Below are 21,755 nucleotides of genomic sequence, written 5' to 3'. Positions count from 1 at the left end.
GTCCGCGGCCAGATGGGACGCCGACGCCATCGAGAGGGGAAAACCAATGCGAGGGGACAAGGCGCTGAGGGCGGTTGGCCTCGAGCCACTGTCTCCGCCCCAGGTTCCAAACGGCTCCGTTATTAAGGGCGTCCGCCTTGGGCCAAAGGAGGGCCTTGCGTTGACCAACGGGGCCACGGTTGCGACCGCGATCTGCGCTCTCGCGACCCACGATTCTGAAACGCTGCTGGCCTCGTCCAACCTGGCGGGCGCCATGACGCTTCAGGCCGCGTTGGGCATCACGCGCGCTTTCGAGCCATGCGTGCACGAGGCGCGGCGGCACGAGGGGCAAAAGGACGTCGCCAAGCAGATCATGTCGTTTGTGGCGAACCCGGACCCATCCGGGCTAGACAACCGCGCGGCCATGATGTTCCAGACGCAGGATGACTACTCCCTCCGGGCCATGCCGCAGGTCCACGGCGCTGCGCTTTCGGCGATTAGGCACGCCGCCGAGGTGATCGAGGCGGAGATGAATGCCGTAACAGACAATCCGCTAGTGTTCTGTGAATTGCAGGGGGCGGAACGAGAGTTCTACGACGAGCGGGTCGGACGTCAGGTCAGCGTCTGGCCGGTGTGCTCAGCGGCTAACTTCCACGGCGAGCCGGTGGGCCTTGTAGCGGATTACCTGAAGCTGGCCATCTCGGAGCTCGCCAGCATATCGGAGCGGCGAGTTCAGCTCCTTCTGGACGCCAACCGGAATCGCGGGCTTCCAGCGAATCTCTCTGGCGGCAAGACTGGTCTGGACAGCGGCTTCATGATCTTTCAATACACGGCGGCGAGCCTCGTCTCTGAGAACAAGGTCCTATGCCACCCCGCAAGCTGCGACTCGATACCCACATCGTCCGATGCCGAGGACCACGTGGCGATGGCGACCACCGCCGCCCGGCACCTTAGGATGGTGCTCGAGAATGTGGCGAATGTGCTGGCGATAGAGTTTGTCTGTGCCACCCAGGCGCTAGAGCTCAGGACGACGAGGCGAGAGCTGCTCTGGGCCATTATGCGATCGCCTGATGAGAAGGCTCGCGGTACGAACTTGGCCGACGACCGGGAGAAGCCATCCGTCAGCCTGCCGTGCCGCGCTGCCATGCGCTACGTCGCCCCTGTCTCTCCGTTCGTAACCGACGATGGTGATTTCTCTGCCGTCCCGCCGCACGTAAGGATCAACCGAGTGGAGCAACTCCTTATGGCAGGCGCTTTGCTCCGTGCCGCCATTGCAGAGAGCAGCACAGAATCCTGACCGCTGGCATGTCTTGTGAATGTGCCGCAGCCCTCACGCCAGCGAGGTCATGAGAAAACGTTCGGCTGCTAGCTGGTCGGCTCCGTTACCTTGATCACCTTGCCCTTGTAGAGAACCATTAGGCACTTGCCGACAGAGAAATACTTCGCGACTTCTTCGTCCTCGCGAACCATCCTGAAGTAAGCGTCGCCAAAATACTCCACCACTGTGTCCGGCGTTGCCAGCTTGGAGTCCTCTATCGCCGTGTCAGTCCAGCAGCCATCCCTGAGAACGAACACCTTGCGCCCGACCAGCCTTCGCTGCCCAGTGTATTGCGGCTTCTCCGCTGTCGCCATTGAAAGTTCCTGAAAAACCATCGAGCTTGCGATCTTGCCCTTCTTATCGAGCGTCGCTCCAGGGGCTGCACCTGCCGCCTGCACGTATGCCTGCTTGGGGAGCTTCGTCCCGTCCGCCGGGCGCGTGCGCCTCATTGGGAGAATACCGGCCCTCTGCGTCGTCCACCACACTGGCCTCGGCCTGCTTCCCTCATCCTTGTCGGTTACGAGGTGCGACGTGTACGGCGTAACGATGGCGTATTTCGTCCCCAGACGGACGCACTCATCAACCAGCTCCGATATGTCGCCCTTCTGCCTGATCTCATCCAGCAAGAACCCAACCCGCCTAAGCGCCCAAAGCCGTGGAATGAAGTCGTATTCGCCGGGCTCGCGCGCAAAGCTCACCTGCTTCTTGAACTTCTTGGTCTCGCCCTCGACACGGCCCGACAGAGTAACCTTGCCGGGGCCGCCGCCAGTATATCTGCCAAACAGCACCACCTGGGTGCCTCTGAAGAGGTCGGGCAACGCGCTCGGGTACATGTCGAACGTCTTGACGCCGGCTATGTCCAACGAAATATCAGAAAGCACGGGATACGACACCTTGTTGTAGAACGACGAGATCACGCGCTCAAGATCGTCATCCTTTAGCACGTAGGAGACGGTGCCATGACGGACCCGCGCGATACCGTCCAAGAGATCAGAGCCAACATCGTAACCCACACCGAAGCAATAGACCCTCGTTGCGCCGCGACCTTTGGCCTTGATGTTATCAAGTATTTTCTGAGAGTCGGTTGCGCCAACCGTGGGCTGCCCGTCCGTCAGGAAAATGACCATCCTGGTCATGTCGTCGCGATGGAGCATCTGCAAGGACTCTCGCAGAGCGCCATCGATGTTCGTCCCACCGGCCGCCTCGAGCCCATCGATGAACTTCATCGCCTCGCGCACCTCAGGCTTGGTTGCTCTCACCTGCTCATTGGCAAACTTCCGCACCTGGTCGTTGAAAACCACAAGGTTGAAATAATCTTGCTTGCCGAGGTTTGAGACAATGTGTTTGGCCGCCTTGCGCGCCTGCTCAATCTTCTTGCCCTGCATGCTGCCGGATATATCGAGGGCAAAGACGACCTCCTTGGCGGGGCGCCGTCTCTTATTCAGAGCATAATTGGGGGACGCCAGAAGTAAGAAGTAACCGTCGGCGCCGTCCTTCTGCGACAGGAGGTTGATGCCCACCTCGTCCCGAGAAAGCGTGTAAAACAGCCTGAAATCCCTCTCGGCCTTCAGGTCATTGCACTCGAAGCTGACGCTCGCCTCGGTATCGCTCAAGCGATTGATCGCGACATCGTGCGACGCGCAGTAGATGTTCTTCAGCGGGTTGTGTGACTTGATCCGACCGACAAGCACGAAACTCATCACCGGCAGGTGCGTTACAGTGAACGAGTTGAGCGGAAACACGTAGTCCACAACGTCAGCCTCGGTGTCAAGCACGCACGAGTACTCGAGCTCGATCTTCTTGGTCGATCTGGGCGCAATCGGATACACCCGCGCCTCGAACATACCCCTGCCAAGATACTGGAGCAGGGCTGGATCGCGCATTTTCCTGACGATGTCGTTGTAGATGTTGTTTGCGTCCTTCTTGGGTAGAACTCTCGCCATAATCTTCGTGCTTCCTACCCACATCGCAAAACTCGAGACCGCAGCTCCTCTAGGCAACGGGAACACCAAACGACCCTCTAGCGTCCAGTCGGTCGGGTTGTAGAACGTCTGCTCCACGGTGGTCTTAGCGATGCTCTCCGTTGCCTCGAACGTAACCTTCAGCGTCTTGGTCACCAGCGGTTGCAGAACTCCGGAGTCCGGGTGAGGCACGAAGATGAACCCCTCGCTGAACGCAGATTGCGCCGCAAGTAGAATCGCAACAAACAGAAACAGCGGAAATGACAGCTTTCTCATGGCAGTTCCTCCATGGGGATTGAGGCGCCTCGATGAGGTGCGTTGCATATAGTTATAGCGCTCGCATCGTCTCCTGAAAAGACTTCTTCAAGACATGCCCTTTATTCAATAAACAGATGGCCGGCCGTGCCGGTTCCGATGCTAGGGCGAGCTCAAGAACAGTCAGGCTCTGTCCGCCGCAATTAGTGGTTTGCTTCGTGGTTGATTGCTTCTAGTCCCGCGGGGCAAAGTGTTCGTGCTCGCCAGGGGGCAGGAGAACCTTCGTGTCCCCTGAGGCCTGCTCCTCTTTGACTCCCAATGCGTGAGTTGTGTAAAGTGCCACCAAACTCAGGGTTGACAGGAGATGTTTAACGACTTGGATACAAACGGTCGGACAGGTAGAGAAGAACGATGAGTAGCACCTCGCAGACAGACCGAAGACGGCGCGCGCTTATGGGACTCCTTGTCATCGCGCTGGTCGTTGGGTCTGTTCTACTGCTGGAGCTTGCCCTGTGGTTGTTCGGGGTCAAGAGCTCTAGCGAGAAAACGCAGAACATCCTGCTTGGTGTTGCGCGGCCCAAGGCTCTCAGGGAGGTTCCTGACCTGGGCTGGGCGCTATCCCCGGGCTTTGACGGCGTCATCAAGGGCATAAGATACCGAATCAACGCGCTGGGCTTCAGGGGACCTGAGGTCCAAAAAACTAGGCACAAGGGCTCGTTTCGTGTCCTATGCCTCGGAGACTCGACTACCTACGGCGTCATGGTGGACCAGGGCCAGATATATTCTTCCGTTTTGGAGAAACAACTGGAGAAGATACTTGCCCCACGAACGGTGGAAACGATAAACGCCGGCGTGCCGGGGTACAGCTCGGTTCAGGTCTCTCTCTATTTCTCGAAACGCTGTTTGCAGCTAGACCCGGACCTGGTTACGCTATGCGTCGGCATTAACGACGCTTTCGCTATCCCTAATCTGTGCGACCAGGACAAGGACCTCTACGTCCCGTGGCGCCGCTCTATCAGAAGAGCCAAGGAGACGCTCGGCCACTCCAGGATATTCACCCTCCTCGACGCCGGCCTCAGCTGGCTCGTCAAAGCAGTAGCGCAGTCGGAAAGCGAGTCCCAACCCAGTCAGGGGATGAAGCGGCGCGCTGACGTTCCCTGCTATTATGAGAACTTGCTCGACATTGCCCGCAAATGCGAGAGAAGAGGCATCCCGCTTCTGCTGTTCTCTTTTTCTCTGCCAGCGGACTACTCCAAGTCCATGCTACGGGCCGCACATAACTCTCAAGCCAACTACATCGACATGGAGCCAGCGTTTGAGAGCGCTGCCAAGTCCATTAGCAGTTCTGCCGGAGAGGCGCAGTCACAAACCGTCTCACCCGAATCTGCCTTCGCAATGGACGGGCAGCCTTTTGCCGACGTTTATGAGGGTATGTTCTCAGTCAGGATGCTTGCGACCCACAGCAACCGGGCTCTGTTCATCGACCCGTGCCACCCGACCCCTCTGGGGCACAAGCTCATAGCCGAGCAGCTCGCAAGAGTCATCGTTGAGAAAGGTCTGCTCAAGGGCGCCGTCAAGCGATAACTCCGGCAGACGGCGGGACTACTGGCCCGACACCTCGCGCAGAACGCAAGCCCCCTGAGCGGTCGTCAGAAATACCCTCCCGTCAGGAGCGATGCCAATGCCGGTTACGTCATTGTCTGGCAGCGCGCTGTTATCCACGTTGTATCGCGTCCATTTGCCCGCATCGAGCACGCTGACCCCACCCAGCGAGGTCCCAAACCATACGCAGCCCTTCTGATCGACGGCTATTGCCTGCACGATGCCGGACGCAAGCCCATCTTTGTCCGCTGTGATGTGAGACCAGCGCTTGCCGTCAAAATGGCTTGCGGCATCCTTGTGTCCGACCCAGACGGATGCATCCGAGGCAATCGCGATTGAGAAGCAGCGGTTCGAGGGCAGGGCGCAGTTTCTCGAACAGTGCGTCTTCCAGTGCGTCCCGTCGAAGACGCTGACGCCGCCCAGGGTTGCGAGCCATACGCGGCCTGCGGGACCGATGGCAACTGCGCGAACGTCTCTGTTCGCAATTCCACTGTTTGTGGTATCGTAAGCGATCCATTTGGCTCCGTCGAACACGCTGACTCCGTGGTGCCCGGTCGCAAACCATCGATAGCCACGCCGGTCAATGGCTATGTCCGGGACATCATCGTGAGCGAAGCCGGTCTCCGGCGGCCGATACGCTTTCCAGGTCCTGCCATCAAACGCACACACCCCTGAGCCACCCGTGCCGACCCACACGACCCCATCGGGACCCACAGCGACCGATCCCACCCAGTCATTACAAAACGGTGCGTTCCTGTGGGTGTAAGTCTTCCAGCTCTCGTCCTTGAAAAAGGTCACGCCTCCACCGTAGGAGGCGAACCAAACACCACCCCTGGCATCGAAAGCAACGTCATCCAGGCGAGCAGCGGGTGCGTTGAAGTGGCCAGCGCACTTGGTCGTCCAGGACTTCCCATCGAAAACGCTCACACCACCCCGCTGCGTCCCGAACCACATCCGACCCATACCATCCTGCGCGATCGCCCTGACGCTGTCCGAGGCAAGGCCGCTGTTCTTGGTGTCATAAGTTCGCCATGACTTCCCATCGAACACGCTGACGCCGCACTTGGCTGTCCCAGCCCAAGCCCTGCCCTTCGCATCTACGAACACTTTCCGGACGCAATCATCAGGAAGACCACTGTTCATCGTGTTGAACGTCCGCCACGACTTCCCGTCGAACATGCTCACCCCAGCCGTGCATGAACCAAACCAGCGCAGGCCCCGCCGGTCTATGCTGATCGAGTAGATGCAATAGTCGCATAGCCCGCTGTTGTCCGGACTCAGAGCCACCCACTCCTCCCCATCGAACACGCTGACGCCCGCGCCTCGGTAGGTTCCAAACCAGAGCCGCCCGGCCTTGTCAAGCGCGATCGAAGAGACGCGATCATGCGCCAGGCCGCTGTTATTCGTGTTGAACGTCGCCCAGCTCTTACCATCAAAAACGCTGACGCCGCCGCCATTCGTCGCGAACCACTTGCGTCCCTTGCCATCGATCTTGATGCTCAGAACAGAATCGCTGCAAAGCCCACTATCCTTACTTGTGTAGCGTTTCCAAGCCTTGCCGTCGAAAGCCACAACTCCTTTTTGAGACACAGCAAACCACTTGGTCCCATCCAAATCGACCGCGACACAGCGAACCGAGTTGGACGGCAACCCATCTGCCTTCGTCCAGACTCGACTGTCCCCAGTCTTGATGTCGAACCGCGCGACTCCACCCGTGCCCACCAACCACGCGTAGCGATCGCCCTCAAACGCTATGTCGGAGACGTCCCCCCCGGACGTGTAGTTCACCCAACTCCAGCCGGCAGCCAACGGCATCGGCATCGCCAAAAGTAGCGCAAGCGCCGCGAGGAGACTCACCGATAGCCCGGCCGGACGCCAGTGCAACTTCGTGCGTATCCAACCACGGGAGCAGCAGCTCATCTCATTGTCGAGAGGGGCGGAGCTTGCCGCCACGCTGAACCTGTCGTTCATCTCCTCTGCCTCTCAAATAAGTAAAGACCATCTGAGCGCCTCGTCAGCTTAAACCCTTTGTACATCCCCTGATTCACCTCAACCGCTCGCAATAGGCCCGCGTAATCATAGTGTTCGGGGTGAAATGACGTGTCGATAACCACATAATCGACGGGCATCTCGAAGCCCGTCAGGCCACTGGGCGTCGCCGAGTTGTAGAGCTTATTACGCGTGCTGAATCGCGTCAGCATATCTTGTGGCAGCGCGATGACAGCATCACGCGGGATTATTTTGAGCAGCTCTACCTTTGACTCGTGGTTTGCGTGTTTGGCGAGATTGACGTTTCTCGACCACACAGGGATGTGGGCTATAGACGACGCCAGGAGCAGGATGGCGAGCACTCGTGTGGCGGGGCTCCGAGCCGAGGCTGCCAGGGAGATGGCGGCATGCTTTCGGCGTGCAACCAGCGCGAACTTGCCGACTCCCTTGCCGACTGCGACCGCCATTGCGCCCGACATCAGAAGGGCGTGCTTCGACATGATGTTCGCCGCCCAACCGACAAAGAGGATGTTCTTGGCGAGCGATGGCAAGACGAATAGCGATTCGAGGGCCAGAAACGGGAGAACAAAGAGGTTCGTTGCCGCGATTATATAGACGTAAGTCAGCCGGAATGGAGCCAGCACCTGCTGAACCGCACTCGCCGGATGCCTCAGGTAGGCCATCGCCTGGTCAGCAAGCGAGGTCGCGGTATCAGGATTCAGGAGCTTGTAGGCGCCAGTCGGGCGGAAGTGCGGGATGACCAGTCCAAACGAGATGAATATCATCGCCGCGTTGAGCAGAAACGGGCCGACCGCCCACCTCGCGCTTTTCCCTCTTGCAAGCGCTATCAACACGAAGACCATCATGACTATTGCGACCTGCTCCTTGAGCGAGTTTAGGAGCAGCAGGACGAGCATGAACGGCCAGAACCTCTCCTTCTCGAAGAGGTAAAATGCAAGGACAAACAGCGGCGGCGCGAACATCTCTATCGAGAGACCCTCGAAGTTCTGCGAAACGAAATATGGCGCTAGCGTCGCTGCCATGCATAGGCAAAGTGTGGTTGTGCGGTCGAGGCCAGCAATTTGCGTCAGGTATCGCGAGAGGATGACGGCTGTCGATGCGAGGATTAGTGTTGAGATAACGAGCAGAACCGAGGGATACGGCAGTAGCATATAGATCGGCAGGAGGAGGAACATTATGGGCGCATTGTGATCGGCGAATATGCTAATCTCACGAGGCGCGTTTGAGAGGCAATTGGTGAAGAAGCGTCCGTGCGCGGCGCTGTTCAGGGATTGAAAGAAGTTCGCATAATCGACATCAGAGTGAAACCGCAGGTATCCAACAATGGCCAGCGCGGCGAAGATTGCGGTGTAGGCAAGAACGTATAGCGCGAGGAGCTTTCTGAAATGCTGGGATACGAATCGCTCGATGCGGGCGCCAATCTGCTGGTGGAGGCACACGTGAATGGCGAGCGCGGCAAGAGCCACAAGGACACAGAGCGCCAATCGGCCACACCAGTCAGCGTAGAGCCCATAGGCTTGCCCAAGGTCAGAGTCCCTCGACGCCCACAGCGGGACAACCAGGAACAATGTCAGGGCCCACAGTGGGGCCAGCCGTATTCCTCTTCCAGCTTTCAAGTCTCAGGCCCTAAGTTGCTCATAAATCTGGTTGCTTTGCGATCGGCCCAGTGCTGGTGCAAGCCGCACAGCATAGTTTGGTGACAGCTGTTGCTTGAGTCGAGACACTTCCCCATATTCGTCTTCCTGCTCGCCCTGGTTGCCCGTATCATCTTCGCCTTCTTGTTCCCATCGCTTCCATACAACGTTGATGCCGCCGAATACGTAATTCTTGGCCAGAACATCGCACATGGCCACGGGTACTGCTACCAGCCGGGCCATCCGACAGCCTATCGGCTTCCACTTTACCCCATCTTCCTCGCGGTCTTCTTTGCCATCTTTGGAGGCAACTGCTACTGGCCGATCAGCATCGGCGAAGCCGTCATCGGCTCCCTATGCGTTGTCGTGCTCTACTACACCGCGCTGCACATAATTGGGCGAAACCGCCCGGCCGCCATCGTAGCGACGATGCTAGCAGTATATCCGCCGCTCGTGGGACTGACAAACACGTTCATGACAGAGAACCTCTTCTCGCTCCTGGCGACGCTCTCAGCGCTTCTGCTCCTACGAGCGCTCACCGATCCCCCGTCCAAAGTCTCGGCGGTCCTGGCCGGAGCCGTCATCGGACTCTCCTGGCTATGCCGCCCGACTCTGTTCCCCCTAGTCGCGGTCCTACCGCTATGGGCGCTTCTCGCAAAGGGACAACGCTGGGGCGATCGAAAGGCACGACTAAAGCGAACGGGGCTGGTCCTGGGAATCGCCTGTCTATGCCTGGTGCCCTGGGCAATCCGAAACGCGATCACGATGAGGGCCTTTATACCATTTGACACTCACGGAGGCGCGACGCTCTGGTATCAGCACAATTCGCTCTCGCCCGACGGCTACTTCTGGTCGGCAATACCCAAAGAAAAACTCGTCGAGATCAAACTACGTATCAACGAGCAGAAGAGCCGGCTCAATTCGGGCGAATCGGTTACCGACGTTATGCTTCCTGTTGTCTTGAAAGGCCCGATGGCGGGGTTTGAGTTTCTGCCGAAATCCAAGACCGCCGAGTTCGAGGGCCTGACCGAAGTGGAGCTTGATAAGGCCTTCTTGAGCGCCGCCGTGCGCACCATTCTCTCCCATCCAGCCCGATACGCAAAAAAGAGCTTCAAGGAGAGCGTGAAGTTCTGGCACGTGTTCGACGACTCTGGGCATTTCATCGCATCATACGCGTTTGTCCTGCCGTTCGCGATTCTGGGGTTTTTGATGTTTCTTTCGAAACGCAGATGGTCCGAGACGCTGCTCTATCTGTCGCCGCTTCTCTGTGCGTGGCTGCTGGCCGCCACAATCAACGCCTCGCACAGGTTCCGGTTGCCCTTCGAGCCGCTCGCCCTAACGTTCACTGGCGTCTTTGCCCAGCGCTTCGCAAGGCTCTCCTCAGGAGCCCGCACAGCAATTATCGTTGCCGCCTCAACCTATGCCGCCCTGGTCTTCTGCTTCTTTTTGTATCCTGAGGCGCTGCGCGACCTCGTGCAGGCAATAGCGACGCGGCTGGGCTTCTCAGCGTATCCTGTCTATTAGCCACTTGGGGCCGGGCTTGCGATTATCTCTGTTGCAGCGTTCCAATTGCCGGCTTAGGACCGTCCGGTCTCATTAAACGTAAGTCCTCGATGCCCTCGAGCTCCCTGCACATGAGCCCCCGTAAGCCTTCAAGGTCACGCCTTATGAGGAACTTTGCGACTCGTCCGTTTGGCAGCGTTACCTCCGTGGGGCAATAGTCATCCAGTATTCGGATCGTCATCTGGGGCCAGAGCGGAAGAATGTCGATGATGATCTCTGGTTTGACCTCAAGAGCGTAATCCCAATCCTTCTTCAGCGTGGCCGAGACCGAGCGCATTTCCGAAGGCGCAAATCGTTGGGTCGTTTTCGGGATCGGCTTATGGGCGATTCGCGGCTCGGTCAAACCGAACATGTCGAGGGTGTATAACCTCGAGTAGAAAGGGACTCTCCCAATCCTGTCCGTGGCGATATGGAAGTTCTTGGGGATGTTGTCTCGAAGCCACTCGCCAAGCACCCTATCTGGCACGACGGCCTTGTTCAGAAAGAACATCTTGGCGCCGTGCGCGTTTGAGCGGGCATTTAGGAAGGTCTTCATAGCCCCCTTGCTTTGGGGGACGAGCGCCGCAGCAAGAAGGATGATCGCTGTCGAAAGCACGGCCTTCCAGCGCCGATTCCTGAAGAATCTCTGGAGAAGCACCACCACATTTATGAGTCCCTGACCACAGAGCAGCGCTACGAACGGAAGGTAAGGGATAAACAACCTGTACCCTCCGCCGCCAAGCGTCCCTCCGACCGCTATGCTAGATATGAATATAAAAAGGATCGGGGCGAGCAAGAAAGTCGAAAACCTCCTCGCCTCTTTCGCGAGAAAGGCAAGTGGAATCAGGACGAGCAGCCAGTTCAACTCCAAGGCCAAATGGGTGACGTGATAAGTCCAGGCCTCGACGTTGACCCAGGCCCAGGCCACTTTGGCGTAATGGGTGTTCGGGAAAATGTCGTGATAGTAGATGATTCTAAAGGCGATGAGGCAGATGTATGCGCCAAACGCTATTAGGCTGCCAGGAAGCAGTTTGCGGAGTTCGCCGAGGTCAAACCTTCTGGTTCGTATCATCTGCATGACGATGAGGAAGACCAGCAGGAAGAGCAGACAAAAAATGCCCTCTGGTCTTGTGAGGATCAGGAGCGCAAACAGAGCGCCTGTCAAAGGAGAGACCCGCTCTTTCTTGACCCAATCTTCATAGAGCAGCACCACTCCGGGAATTAGAAGGAGGGCATAAAGCTGTATCTCCATCCCCGAAGTTGCCCACCCAGCTACTACCGGGGGTGCGAGCACGATCCAGCAGCAGAACAACCTCCCCAGAGCCTTCGTCCACCCATCAGTTGCCTCAAACCTCCCTCCTGCCCAAAAGCAAAGAGCAATGCCGCCCAACCCAAGCAGAATCGAGGCGCCGACCGAGAAGATGGGGCCGTTCAACCCTAAAGCCATAGCCGCCGCGTTGATCATAGCCCACAGAAAGCAGCTGAACCCCTCCACGCGCTCGCCGAGGTTGAAGACCAGGCCGTTTCCTTCCACAAGGTTTCTGGCGTATCGAAGTGTAATGAACGTATCATCGTATGGACATTCGTCGCCCCTACCTATGATAGACAAGGCACGAATGCCCTGAAACGCCAACAGCAGAAGAAGTACGACCAATGGCCAGCGCAGACGCCGGCCGGCTCTCTCAACGCTCACCGGTGGCTCAACCAAAACCCATCAATGCGCAAGCCCAGCTCGCACAATTCTCACAATCTCCACTCTCAAATCTATCATCCCACGCTTCCGCCATGCACACCTCGGGATTGCTCATTATCTAATGTTATCCAACGGGACTGATAGCATCACTAGGGCGTAATTCGAGCTCACTCATGACGTCAAAATCGACCGAGTGATCAATATCAACGAAGAGACCTGTCATCTTTAGAACATTATCCCGATTTTTACCTGCCGGCCTTCCAGAGATCATTGAAACTGACAATGCCTGTGATTCGGTTTTTAGTCTGTACCACCGGCGTCAGCGCGAGCATGTTACAAGTCTGTCCAAAGCAGTTTCCGTTGTCAAGAACATCCACGCCAACAATCACATTGATGATGTGTCAGGCTCGTACAGAGTCTCGTTTTGCGTTTGTGAGCTGCCATTGCTGCGACCCGGTTAGAAGACTACCCCGGGTTCTGCAATGGGTTCACGCTAGTTTAGTGTAACGCATTTGGCTTTGTCGGATACGGGGTCGTCATAGGCGAAGCTCGTAAGGATGTCGGCGATCAATGAGTTTGTGTGTTTCACCTATTGCCAGCACCATTTGGGTATTCAGCAGTGCCCTGAAGAGGCACGACGAGCAGGCGTAGGTGGAGCCTGCGGAACAAGGCGCGGAAAAGCCAAACCAGCCCTGAAGGCACCCTCTATGTTGATGGCTGACAACAAGAACTTGATAAAACAACGCAAGCTGCCTAACTTGAGTTTACACACTTAATGATGGAACCTACTCCGTGAGCAGAGCTTCGACAAGGCGATTTGTGGTCAAAAGACGTTAAGAGAGGACAAATCAGTGAAAAGGCGACTGAGCATGGCTTGGTTGGGAAAGTTGTTAGGAGACTAGGAAAATGAGATCAATCTATCTACTTTGTGTAGTGTGCACTGTCGTGATAGGTTTAAGCGTATGCGTTCTGTGCTCCGGTGAAGCAGATGCGTGGGCGACGGCCGATGATTCAGGGTGGCAGCTTGTTTACTCGAACAGCTCCTTCGTTGGTGGTATGACACTATTTGATGACGAAACCATAGTATTTTCAACCGAGAATTTGCTCTGTTTTCTCGATTTAGAGAGCTGGGCTATAGAGTCAGTGATTGAGACAACTCCACTTTACAGGTCGGCGCACTGTCATTGGGGTCCCCATGATCTGTGGCTGATTGGCAGCTCCCCGCAAGAGCCGGGCCTACCACCTCTTTGGAGGCTGACCGATCACGGGGCACAACCATATTACCCGTTTGATGTGACTGGTTTTGGTAAGGTTGGGATCCAGGTTCTCTGGGTAGATCAGAATAGTCACCCATGGGTAGCCGCTGATCTGAGCATTCAGATGTATGACGGTGCTGAATGGCAGGTGCTTCTCGGCAGGAATGACGTGAGTCCCGTATGTGGCGCGATTGGGCCGGCTCCGGGCGGCGCATTCACAGGAACCCAGTATGGGGTATTCGAGTGGTCGCTTTCAGGCGACTTTGACTGGTTCTACGCGCCTGGGAATACGGGGTTGCCTTTGAAAATGCCGTATGAGATATATAAGGACAGCCGTGACATTTATTGGATCTGTGGTCCTCATACCCTTCTGGGGTTTTGGGAAGGCTTCGTTTTTTCTCTGTATGAGCGTGCAGATATTAGCTCAGCCGTTTATTGCGCGGATGAAGACGAGGCGGGTAATCTATGGTTTGGAACATCAGGGGATGGAGTGGTAGTTGTCTCGGCGGATGGCGCCACCATCACGCATATCCCGTTCGAAGTTGATGACAAGTGGATTGACAACATTATGTGTGCCCCTGATGGAATGACGTATGTTGAGACACTGACAGCTATTTATGCCATTAACAGGTGAACCATCTCATTATGCGCCTCGTGCAATTGCACTCGCGTTCGGTGAGGTTCGCGCACCTTGAGTAGATCGGCCTGAGTTGACTTTGGTTCGCGGCATGCACCCACGCGGGTAGCATGGACTTCGCGAGCAACATCGCGTCCTGCGACTGGCAGTTCACGAAGTAGAAATTGGATGACAGCTGAACGAGTACGAGTGCCACCGATCAAGTGCCAGGGTATAAAAACGAAACTGGTCAACTGGATAATGGACAACCTGCCTCAGGAACTTAATGGCGTTTACTTCGAGCCGTTCCTGGGCTCTGGGGTAGTCGGGTTCAATGTGCGACCCAGGAGGGCCTTTCTCTCAGACTCAAATCCTCACATCGTCGCGTTCTACGATCAGGTCGCTAAAGGGCGTATCACACCTGCGCTGGTGTCAGAGTTCTTGAAGACCGAGGGGGGGAAACTCTCCGCGTTCGGGGCGGACTACTACTATGAAGTCAGAGACAGATTCAATGCCGAACACAACCCTCTGGACTTTCTCTTTCTTAGCCGGTCGTGTTTCAACGGTCTTGTGAGATTCAACAGAGACAAATCATATAATGTCCCTTTTGGCCACAAACCGAATAGATTCACCAGGTCATACATAACGAAAATCTGCAATCAGGTGAAATGGACATCTCTGTTGTTGAGGCAGAATGACAGCTGGACAATTGCCTGTATGGAGTTCAAAGAGTCGCTATCCCAGGCTGGACCGGATGATTTTATCTACTGCGATCCCCCTTACGTTGGAAGACACGTGGACTACTTCGATTCTTGGTCCGAGACGGATGAGGTAGAGCTTAACGCAATTCTGAGAGGCTCAGACGCAAGATTTATCCTATCGACTTGGTGCGAGAATAAATACAGAAAGAACAAGTATATTGACATGATTTGGTCAGGATATAGGGTGACGACGAGGCAACACTTCTATTACATAGGGGCTAACGAAACGAACAGAAACTCAATGACTGAGGCACTAGTCCTCAATTTTGAACCAGCGGCCAAAACTCACTTGCTGAGAGAACAAGGCCAGCTAGCCCTCTTTAAGGCCACCGCAAGACCGCAGGAAACGACATAGAGCTTGGACCCAAGTGTGCCAGCGATGGCGGTCTCTTGACTGAAGTGCTCGCAGAGGCTACCGGGCAGCGATCGAGACAATCCGTCCCTTCACATAGCGCGTGCCCTTAAGCTGCTTGCCCGCCGTGTGCTTCTGGACGTTCTCATCCGCGAGTGCCAGCTCAAGTATTTCTTGCTCTGAGAGGTCGCTTTCTACCTCGAGCCTTGCTCGGACCTTGCCATTCACCTGCACGGGAACGGTAATCATCTTCGCCTTAATCAGCGACTCCTGAAACTCGGGGAACCTCGCGTCGAAAACGCTCTCGGTATGCCCCAGCTGCTCAAAAAGCTCCTCCGCCAGGTGAGGCGCAAGCGGCGCGAGAAGAAGGACAAACGTCTCAACCGCCTCGCGATTCGTGTAGGCCTCCGACCTTGTAAGCGCTGTCTGAAGCTCCATCAGCGCCGCCAGCGCCGTGTTGAAATGGAAGCGCTCGATGTCCCTTCGGACTTGCCTGATGGTGCGGTGGATGGTGCGGAGCATATCATCATCCAGATCGGATTCCTCTTCGCCGGACTCTCGCGATTCAAGGTGCTTCTGCACGAGGTTCCAGACTTTCTGTAAGAACCTGGGGATGCCGACGAGGCAGCTTTCCGACCACTCGCCGCCCTCGCGGAACGGGCCCATGAAGAACAGGGCAAGCCGCAGGACGTCGGAGCCGTGGCTATTGATCGCGTCGTCGGGATTGATGATGTTGCCGGCGGACTTGCTCATCCTGGTGCCGCCCAAGGTTATCATGCCCTGATGGCGCAGCCGCAGAGCAGGCTCGTCGAAATACAGGTAGCCCAGGTCATAAAGAACCTTCGTTATGAACCTGAAGTAGAGCAGGTGGCCGACCGTGTGCTCTGGCCCGCCCGTGTATTGATCGACGGGCAGCCAGCGCCTCGTGAGTGCGGGATCGAACGGGGCCTCGTCGTTCTGCGCCGACGGGTAACGCAGATGATACCAGGCTGAACAGACGAATGTGTCCAAGGTGTCAGGTTCCCGTTTGGCCGGGCCGTGGCACTTGGGGCAAAGCGTGTTGATGAATTCCGGCGATCGATTAAGAGGCGACCTACCGGAGCCATCAGGCTCGAAGTTGGCTACCTCAGGCAGCTGCACAGGCAGGTCGCTTTCGGGAACCGGAACATCGCCGCATTTGTCGCAGTAGATGACCGGGATTGGGGCGCCCCAGTAGCGCTGCCGCGAGATGAGCCAGTCCCGCATCTTGTATTGGACCTTGAACTCGGCAGCCCCTCTGGATGCCAGCTCCCCCACGATCGCTTTCTTGAAGGCCGCCGAATGCATCCCGTCGTACTTGCCGGAGCTCACCATCGTCCCCTCGCCGATGTATGCCGCGGCAAGTGGCTGTCCCGCCTCCTTGCCCGGAGCCAGAACAACCTCGCGGATCGGTAGGCCAAACTTGCTTGCGAACTCAAAGTCCCGCTCATCGTGCGCTGGGACCGCCATCACAGCCCCCGAACCATACGTCGCCAGGACGTAGTCGGCGGTCCAGATCGGTATCCTCTCGCCGTTGACAGGATTGATGGCATAAGCCCCCAGAAAAACTCCGGTCTTCTCCTTGTCGAGATGGACTCGCTCCAGCTCGCTCTTCCTGGCTGCCTGCTTGATGTATTGCTCGACCTCAGCCGCCCGGCTGGGCTCAGCAAGCCGCAGGACCTCCGGATGCTCGGGAGCCAAAACCATATACGTCGCCCCGAAGAGCGTGTCGGGCCTCGTCGTGAACACCCTCACCCTCACGTCCTTGCCATCTACTTCAAAAGCAACGTCCGCGCCCTCACTCCTACCGATCCAGTTGCGCTGCATCAGCCTGGTTGTCTCCGGCCAGTCAACGTTGTCGAGATCGTTTATCAGCCGCTCGGCATAATCCGTAATCTTGAAGAACCACTGGAGCATATTGCGCTTTACGACTGGCGAGCCGCACCGTTCGCACTGACCGCCCACAACCTGCTCGTTGGCGAGAACGGTGAGACACGAATCGCACCAGTTGACGGGCGCCTCTTTCCTGTACGCGAGCCCGTTCTTGTAAAGCTGGAGAAACAGCCACTGCGTCCAGCGGTAATACTCGGGACTACTGGTGTTGACCTCCTTAGTCCAGTCGAACATCGCCCCGAGCATGCGGAGCTGCCTCCTGATGAACTCGACGTTGGATCGCGTCGAGACAGCGGGATGCACGTTGTGCTTGATGGCGTAGTTTTCTGCCGGAAGCCCAAAAGCGTCGTAGCCTATCGGCTGGAACACGTTGAAGCCGCATAAGCGCTTGAACCGCCCGTAGGTGTCGCAACCGGAGTAGCAGTAGGCGTGGCCCATGTGCATCTTCGCGCCCGACGGGTATATGAACATCGTCAGATTGTAGAACTTCGGCTTCTCGGAGTTCAGGTCGGTCTCATAGAGGCCCGTCTGCTCCCACCGGGCCCGCCACTTCTTCTCTAGCTCTACTTGGTTGTACTTCCTGTTAGCCAAATCCCGCGTGTCCTGTTGGTTATGCTGGTTAAACAAATCCCCGCAAAGCGTCCTATATGCTGTGCTTCGCGGCTATCGGGACGCAGATATGCTGGAATAACTATCGTGTAACGTCGAACGGATGAAGTCTCACCGCAGACCCAACCGGTGCCCAACGCCGACAACGATGGCCGCTACTTCTTCTCCTTCGGAACAGTTCTCCCTATCGGCAGAACGTCCTCCAGGCTCGTATGAGGCCTGGGGATTACGTGCACCGCTACCAGCTCGCCGACCCGCTTTGCCGCCTCGGCCCCGGCGTCGGTCGCCGCCTTAACGGCTGCAACATCGCCCCTAACAAGCGCCGTAACGTAACCGCCGCCTATCTTCTCATAAGTAACCAGCTTCACGTTCGCCGCCTTGACCATAGCATCAGACGCCTCGATCATCGCCACCAGACCCTTAGTCTCTATCATTCCAAGCGCTTCGCCATACATCCTAATGCGTGCTCCTTTACTTCTTACGAGACCCTAATGAGTGCCCTTTTACTTGTTACGAAATGCGTTCCCGCTATTGACTATTGTAGCTTTGCAAACTCTTCCTTTATAGCCGAAACCAACTCAGCCACTCGTTCGTCCGAGGCAGCTCCTGCGACGGTTAGCTCGCTTGGGATGACCGTGCTTTGGCCAGGCTCTCCCTCAGACATAGAAGTCTCGATCGAACATGATGCATCATCGCACGTCTTGCATGCAAGCGCCGGCAGCCGTCCACCAGAAGCCCGCTGGACCTGGCTGATCTCTTGCACCTGCCTCGGAGTTAATAGCCTCTCCCCACCCAGCAGGCGGGCTACGAGCGATATGCTCGCCAAATGCTCAATCCGCTCCATGCCATAGTGCGCGGCGAAGATGTCCCTGCCGACCGTTACAGCGCCATGATTCGCGAGCAGGACCGCATCGCAGAGCCGGACCTTCTCCGCGACCGCGTCCGCTAGCTCCTGCGTTGACGGAGCGGCGAAAGCGGCTATGGGGATAGCGCCGAGCGTCATCACAACCTCAGCCAGAACGCACTTATCCAGCGCGATGCCCGCGACCGCAAAGCCCGTGCAAATCGGCGGGTGGGCGTGGTCAACGGCCATGACGTCAGGCCTCGTGCGATAGATACCAAAGTGCATTCTGATCTCCGATGACGGCGCAAGCTGCCCCTCAAGCTTCTCACCCGAAAGGCTCATCTTGACCAACTCGTCCTCTCGAATGAAGCCCTTGCTGCGGCCAGTAGGCGTCGCCAAAATGACATCGTCCCCAATGCGAACGCTGATGTTCCCATCGTTGGCCGCCACAAAACCCCGCAAGTATGTCCTTCGGCCTACTTCGACAATCGCCGTCCTGGCAAGCGACTCCGGCAGATACCGACCCGAATAAGCCCCTACCAACGATTCTATTGCTTCCTGCATCGCCTCATCTCTCAACGCACCCGAATCCAACGGCCATCAATGTACATGTAAGACGGCTGACGTGTCAAGATTGGCGGGGCTGAAGACTGCGCCCCGACCCGCGAGAGCACCCTGGCCCTATGGCCCGAGCTTGTAAGTCTAGCTGTGCGAAGGTAGAGTCCTCCCAACAATTGGAGAGAATGAAACAGATGCACAGACAGCGATATATGTCAGTATTGTGGCTCGTCCTGCTTGCCGGGATAGGCCTTTTTTGGTGCTCTCAGAGCGGCTCGGCGCAGGGCCAAGAGGGTCCAGCTGCGGCCGACTCCGCTACCACCGATACCAGTGGGGCATCTCTAATGTGCCCCGCGGGGATGGTCTTGGTTCGCACGCTCAAGCTGCAAAACGAGAAACAGCTTGACGCGTTCTGCATCGATATACTTGAGTATCCAAACGTCTCGGGCAGCATGCCTGCGCACGGCATAACCTGGATTGAGGCCGAGGCGATGTGCTTTAAGGAGGGCAAGCGGCTCTGCAAACCGGCGGAATGGCAAGCGGCGTGCTCTGGCCCCCTCGGGCTCTTGTATCCCTACGGGAACACCTATCAGCAGGACAGGTGCAATACCGAGGGAGAGTGGATGATGAACGGGAGCAAGGTGGTAGTATCGGGCGCCTTTCCCGGCTGCATGAGCGGCTATGGAGTGGTTGATATGAGCGGCAACATCTCGGAATGGACTGCTGGCGAGGGAGATAAGGCCAGGATTTACGGCGGCAGTTTCTTGAGCGGTCGCTACTCGAGCTGCACGAGCTTCTACACGCTCACTAAGACGCGTAGATACGTCTTCAACGGGGTCCGTTGTTGCATGAAACCGGCAGCCGGCGAGCCCGCCAGCCCGCGCTAGATATGCAGAGACATTACGGCAGACTAGTCGCGTCGCTTACCGTTACGGTTGCGACGTTTTTCGGGGCGGGCGTTATCGTCGCGATGCTCTACGTTGGGCCACAGATAACCGCGCCAGGTCGTCCCAATCCGCTTGTGGTGCATGATTATTCGTTTACCGATGTGGCCCTGATGGGAATCCTTTTCGGCCTTGTCTCTGCTATCGTCTGCCTCACAGTGCTTATCCCGATCACGAGGCATGATAAGCGCCGGTGCATCGCGCTGAGCAAGAGCCTCAACGTTCCACTTGGTCAGGTGTTTTTCTTGACGCAATCGTGCGTGGTGCGAAAACCTTGGGCCACGCGGCAAGATGCGTTTGACGAGTCGCTGGCGGCGCTGAAATCGTTGCGGGTCTGGCTCAAGGTCCAAGACGCGAAGATAGGCTGCATCGAGGCATACACTCGCCCTCTGTTCGCATCAAGAGTAACCGTCAAGACCGACGAGGTCGATGGGGACTGGTTAGTAACTGCGGTCTCAACTCCGGTCTCCGGCCTTCTGATACTCGACTTCGGGCGCAATTTCGAGATTGTCAATCAGTTCAGGCAAGCGCTCGCCTCCGACTGAATCTCCGCGGCGGCCACGGCGCTGGGCACTACGGCTGGGCGACCATAGCTCTTTTCTCCTGTGAGTATAACCGGCCGGCTCGCACCCGAGGCGCAGCCCGCTTTCAACCAGCCGGCAAGGGGTCTGCAATAGCAAGTTTGGCCTGCTTCGTATCGGTGGCGTTCACCAATCGTTCTACGGCCAGTTGGCAGTAATCGGGATCGATCTCGATGCCGATGCCTCGTCTGCCCGTTGCAGCGCAGGCCAGCAGCGTCGAGCCGCTCCCCATGAATGGATCAAGGACCACGTCGCCGACGAAACTGAAGAGCTTTATGCACCTTCTCGGCAGCTCCACGGGGAATGGCGCTGGATGACCCACGCGCCGCTTGCTCTCGCCGGAGAACGTCCAGACGCCAAGTGTCCAGTCCATGAAGTCCTGCCTTTCGATGTCGGATATGCCTGACCCGCTCGTCTTCTTCCACGAGTCCTTGTAGAGAATCGCTATCATCTCGACTGGGGCAATCACATAGGGCGCGCTGGCTGAAAGCCAGGAACCCCAGGCCGTGCGCCTCGAGATATTCTGCTCATTCCAAACAACTGTGGAGTGATACTTGAGGCCCACGTCCTTTGCGATGCCCAAGATGTCAGCATAGACGCTCTGCTGTCCGCCCTTGTTCTTGTCAAGCGGGATGTTCAGGCAGAAGCGACCATCCTCCTTGAGCACCGCCAACGCCTTCTCGAGCCATTTGCGGGTGAAATCGAGATATGAGGCGTAGGAAGTTCTGTCGTCGTAGGAGCTGTAGTCGATCTTGACGTTATATGGCGGTGAGGTGACGATCAGGTCAATTGAGTCATCCGGGATACAGTCCGACTCGACGAAATCATCGTTGAAAATACGGATGTTCTCATATCTGAAGAACGGCATTTCCCAATTCCCTAATCATCTCTTCGGGGTGTTCTGACAAGCGAAGAATCCACTGAGCATAGTATCACCCGTGGCCCCAGAGCTGCAACTCGTCAGGCAACGAGGGCAGCAGCTGTTCAGGAGTGGGTCGGGACGTGGCTTGCCCAATGTTTCATGGGCATTTCTTCTTTCGTTTGGCGCTTAATCTATAGGGCGCATTATTGGCGTCTTCCTGCTCTAATAGGCCACATACGTCCGCTACCACTTGCAGAACTTCACATACACGACTAGTAACTGAAACGTTTGAGGCGGCTTTCCCTCGGTGGTATCTTCAAATCATTGAAGGAACCTACGGGAATGTGAAAGCGCGAATCAAGGATTAGCCCTGAAAGGGTTTGCCCGCCATAGCTGGGCAGCGGCGGAGTGAAAAAAAGGAGGGCCTTGAAAAATGAGCCCAAAGAAGAAAACAAAGACGAAGCCAA

General features: G+C 56.8%; 15 protein-coding genes. 7 read left to right on the top strand and 8 right to left on the bottom strand.

All coding sequences use genetic code 11. The features are described from left to right. Positions 1-1,276: aromatic amino acid lyase (locus VM163_05295; protein HUT03288.1), on the top strand; the 1,276-nt coding region annotated here is incomplete at its 5' end. A gap of 68 nt (positions 1,277-1,344) precedes the next feature. Here VM163_05295 and VM163_05290 read toward each other — a convergent pair. Beyond that, positions 1,345-3,534 carry a VIT and VWA domain-containing protein gene (locus VM163_05290; protein ID HUT03287.1) on the bottom strand — a complete coding sequence of 730 codons (2,190 nt, stop codon included), beginning with the start codon at positions 3,532-3,534 and terminating at the stop codon, positions 1,345-1,347. 390 nt (positions 3,535-3,924) lie between these two features. Between VM163_05290 and VM163_05285 the strand changes: the two genes are divergently transcribed. Beyond that, on the top strand, positions 3,925-5,097 hold the full coding sequence (locus tag VM163_05285; protein HUT03286.1) for an SGNH/GDSL hydrolase family protein: 1,173 nt from the start codon (positions 3,925-3,927) through the stop codon (positions 5,095-5,097). Positions 5,098-5,115: 18 nt separating this feature from the next. Here the strand turns inward: VM163_05285 and VM163_05280 are convergent, their stop codons facing one another. Together VM163_05280 and VM163_05275 are read right to left on the bottom strand one after the other, a co-directional pair. Beyond that, on the bottom strand, positions 5,116-7,086 hold the full coding sequence (locus VM163_05280; GenBank protein ID HUT03285.1) for a two-component regulator propeller domain-containing protein: 1,971 nt from the start codon (positions 7,084-7,086) through the stop codon (positions 5,116-5,118). Further along, positions 7,083-8,741 (bottom strand): DUF2079 domain-containing protein, encoded by a 1,659-nt coding sequence (locus tag VM163_05275; protein HUT03284.1) that lies wholly within the window; start codon positions 8,739-8,741, stop codon positions 7,083-7,085. Before VM163_05275 ends, VM163_05280 begins: the two co-directional genes overlap by 4 nt. 90 nt (positions 8,742-8,831) lie before the next feature. On the opposite strand from VM163_05275, the gene VM163_05270 reads away from it, so the two are divergent. Then, positions 8,832-10,283 carry a glycosyltransferase family 39 protein gene (locus tag VM163_05270; GenBank protein ID HUT03283.1) on the top strand — a complete coding sequence of 484 codons (1,452 nt, stop codon included), beginning with the start codon at positions 8,832-8,834 and terminating at the stop codon, positions 10,281-10,283. Positions 10,284-10,305: 22 nt separating this feature from the next. On the opposite strand, the gene VM163_05265 is transcribed toward VM163_05270, so the two are convergent. Further along, on the bottom strand, positions 10,306-11,994 hold the full coding sequence (locus VM163_05265; GenBank protein HUT03282.1) for a hypothetical protein: 1,689 nt from the start codon (positions 11,992-11,994) through the stop codon (positions 10,306-10,308). A gap of 1,380 nt (positions 11,995-13,374) precedes the next feature. Between VM163_05265 and VM163_05260 the strand changes: the two genes are divergently transcribed. Further along, the gene (locus VM163_05260; GenBank protein HUT03281.1) at positions 13,375-13,884 is read left to right on the top strand and encodes a two-component regulator propeller domain-containing protein; all 510 of its coding nucleotides are present in this window, start codon (positions 13,375-13,377) and stop codon (positions 13,882-13,884) included. A gap of 171 nt (positions 13,885-14,055) precedes the next feature. Next, positions 14,056-14,982, top strand: coding sequence for a Dam family site-specific DNA-(adenine-N6)-methyltransferase (locus tag VM163_05255; protein HUT03280.1), 927 nt, complete (start codon positions 14,056-14,058; stop codon positions 14,980-14,982). 57 nt (positions 14,983-15,039) lie between these two features. On the opposite strand, the gene leuS is transcribed toward VM163_05255, so the two are convergent. The 3 genes from leuS to VM163_05240 all read right to left on the bottom strand — a co-directional run bounded on the left by leuS (position 15,040) and on the right by VM163_05240 (position 18,907). Further along, positions 15,040-17,481, bottom strand: coding sequence for a leucine--tRNA ligase (leuS, locus tag VM163_05250; protein HUT03279.1), 2,442 nt, complete (start codon positions 17,479-17,481; stop codon positions 15,040-15,042). Between the two features lie 173 nt (positions 17,482-17,654). Beyond that, the gene (eutM, locus tag VM163_05245; GenBank protein ID HUT03278.1) at positions 17,655-17,954 is read right to left on the bottom strand and encodes an ethanolamine utilization microcompartment protein EutM; all 300 of its coding nucleotides are present in this window, start codon (positions 17,952-17,954) and stop codon (positions 17,655-17,657) included. Positions 17,955-18,034: 80 nt separating this feature from the next. Beyond that, on the bottom strand, positions 18,035-18,907 hold the full coding sequence (locus tag VM163_05240) for a class II aldolase/adducin family protein (GenBank protein ID HUT03277.1): 873 nt from the start codon (positions 18,905-18,907) through the stop codon (positions 18,035-18,037). Positions 18,908-19,086: 179 nt separating this feature from the next. Between VM163_05240 and VM163_05235 the strand changes: the two genes are divergently transcribed. Together VM163_05235 and VM163_05230 are read left to right on the top strand one after the other, a co-directional pair. Next, the gene (locus VM163_05235; protein ID HUT03276.1) at positions 19,087-19,788 is read left to right on the top strand and encodes an SUMF1/EgtB/PvdO family nonheme iron enzyme; all 702 of its coding nucleotides are present in this window, start codon (positions 19,087-19,089) and stop codon (positions 19,786-19,788) included. 2 nt (positions 19,789-19,790) lie between these two features. Continuing rightward, a complete protein-coding gene (locus tag VM163_05230; GenBank protein ID HUT03275.1) occupies positions 19,791-20,390 on the top strand; it encodes a hypothetical protein in 600 nt (199 codons plus the stop codon). A gap of 103 nt (positions 20,391-20,493) precedes the next feature. Here the strand turns inward: VM163_05230 and VM163_05225 are convergent, their stop codons facing one another. Further along, positions 20,494-21,294, bottom strand: coding sequence for a site-specific DNA-methyltransferase (locus tag VM163_05225; GenBank protein ID HUT03274.1), 801 nt, complete (start codon positions 21,292-21,294; stop codon positions 20,494-20,496). Between the last annotated feature and the right edge of the window lie 461 nt (positions 21,295-21,755).

It is taken from the genome of bacterium (assembly GCA_035527515.1).
Lineage (GTDB): Bacteria > B130-G9 > B130-G9 > B130-G9 > B130-G9 > B130-G9.
The sequence above is the reverse complement of the archived record's forward strand: the minus strand, read 5'-3'. Positions and strand labels throughout refer to the sequence as shown.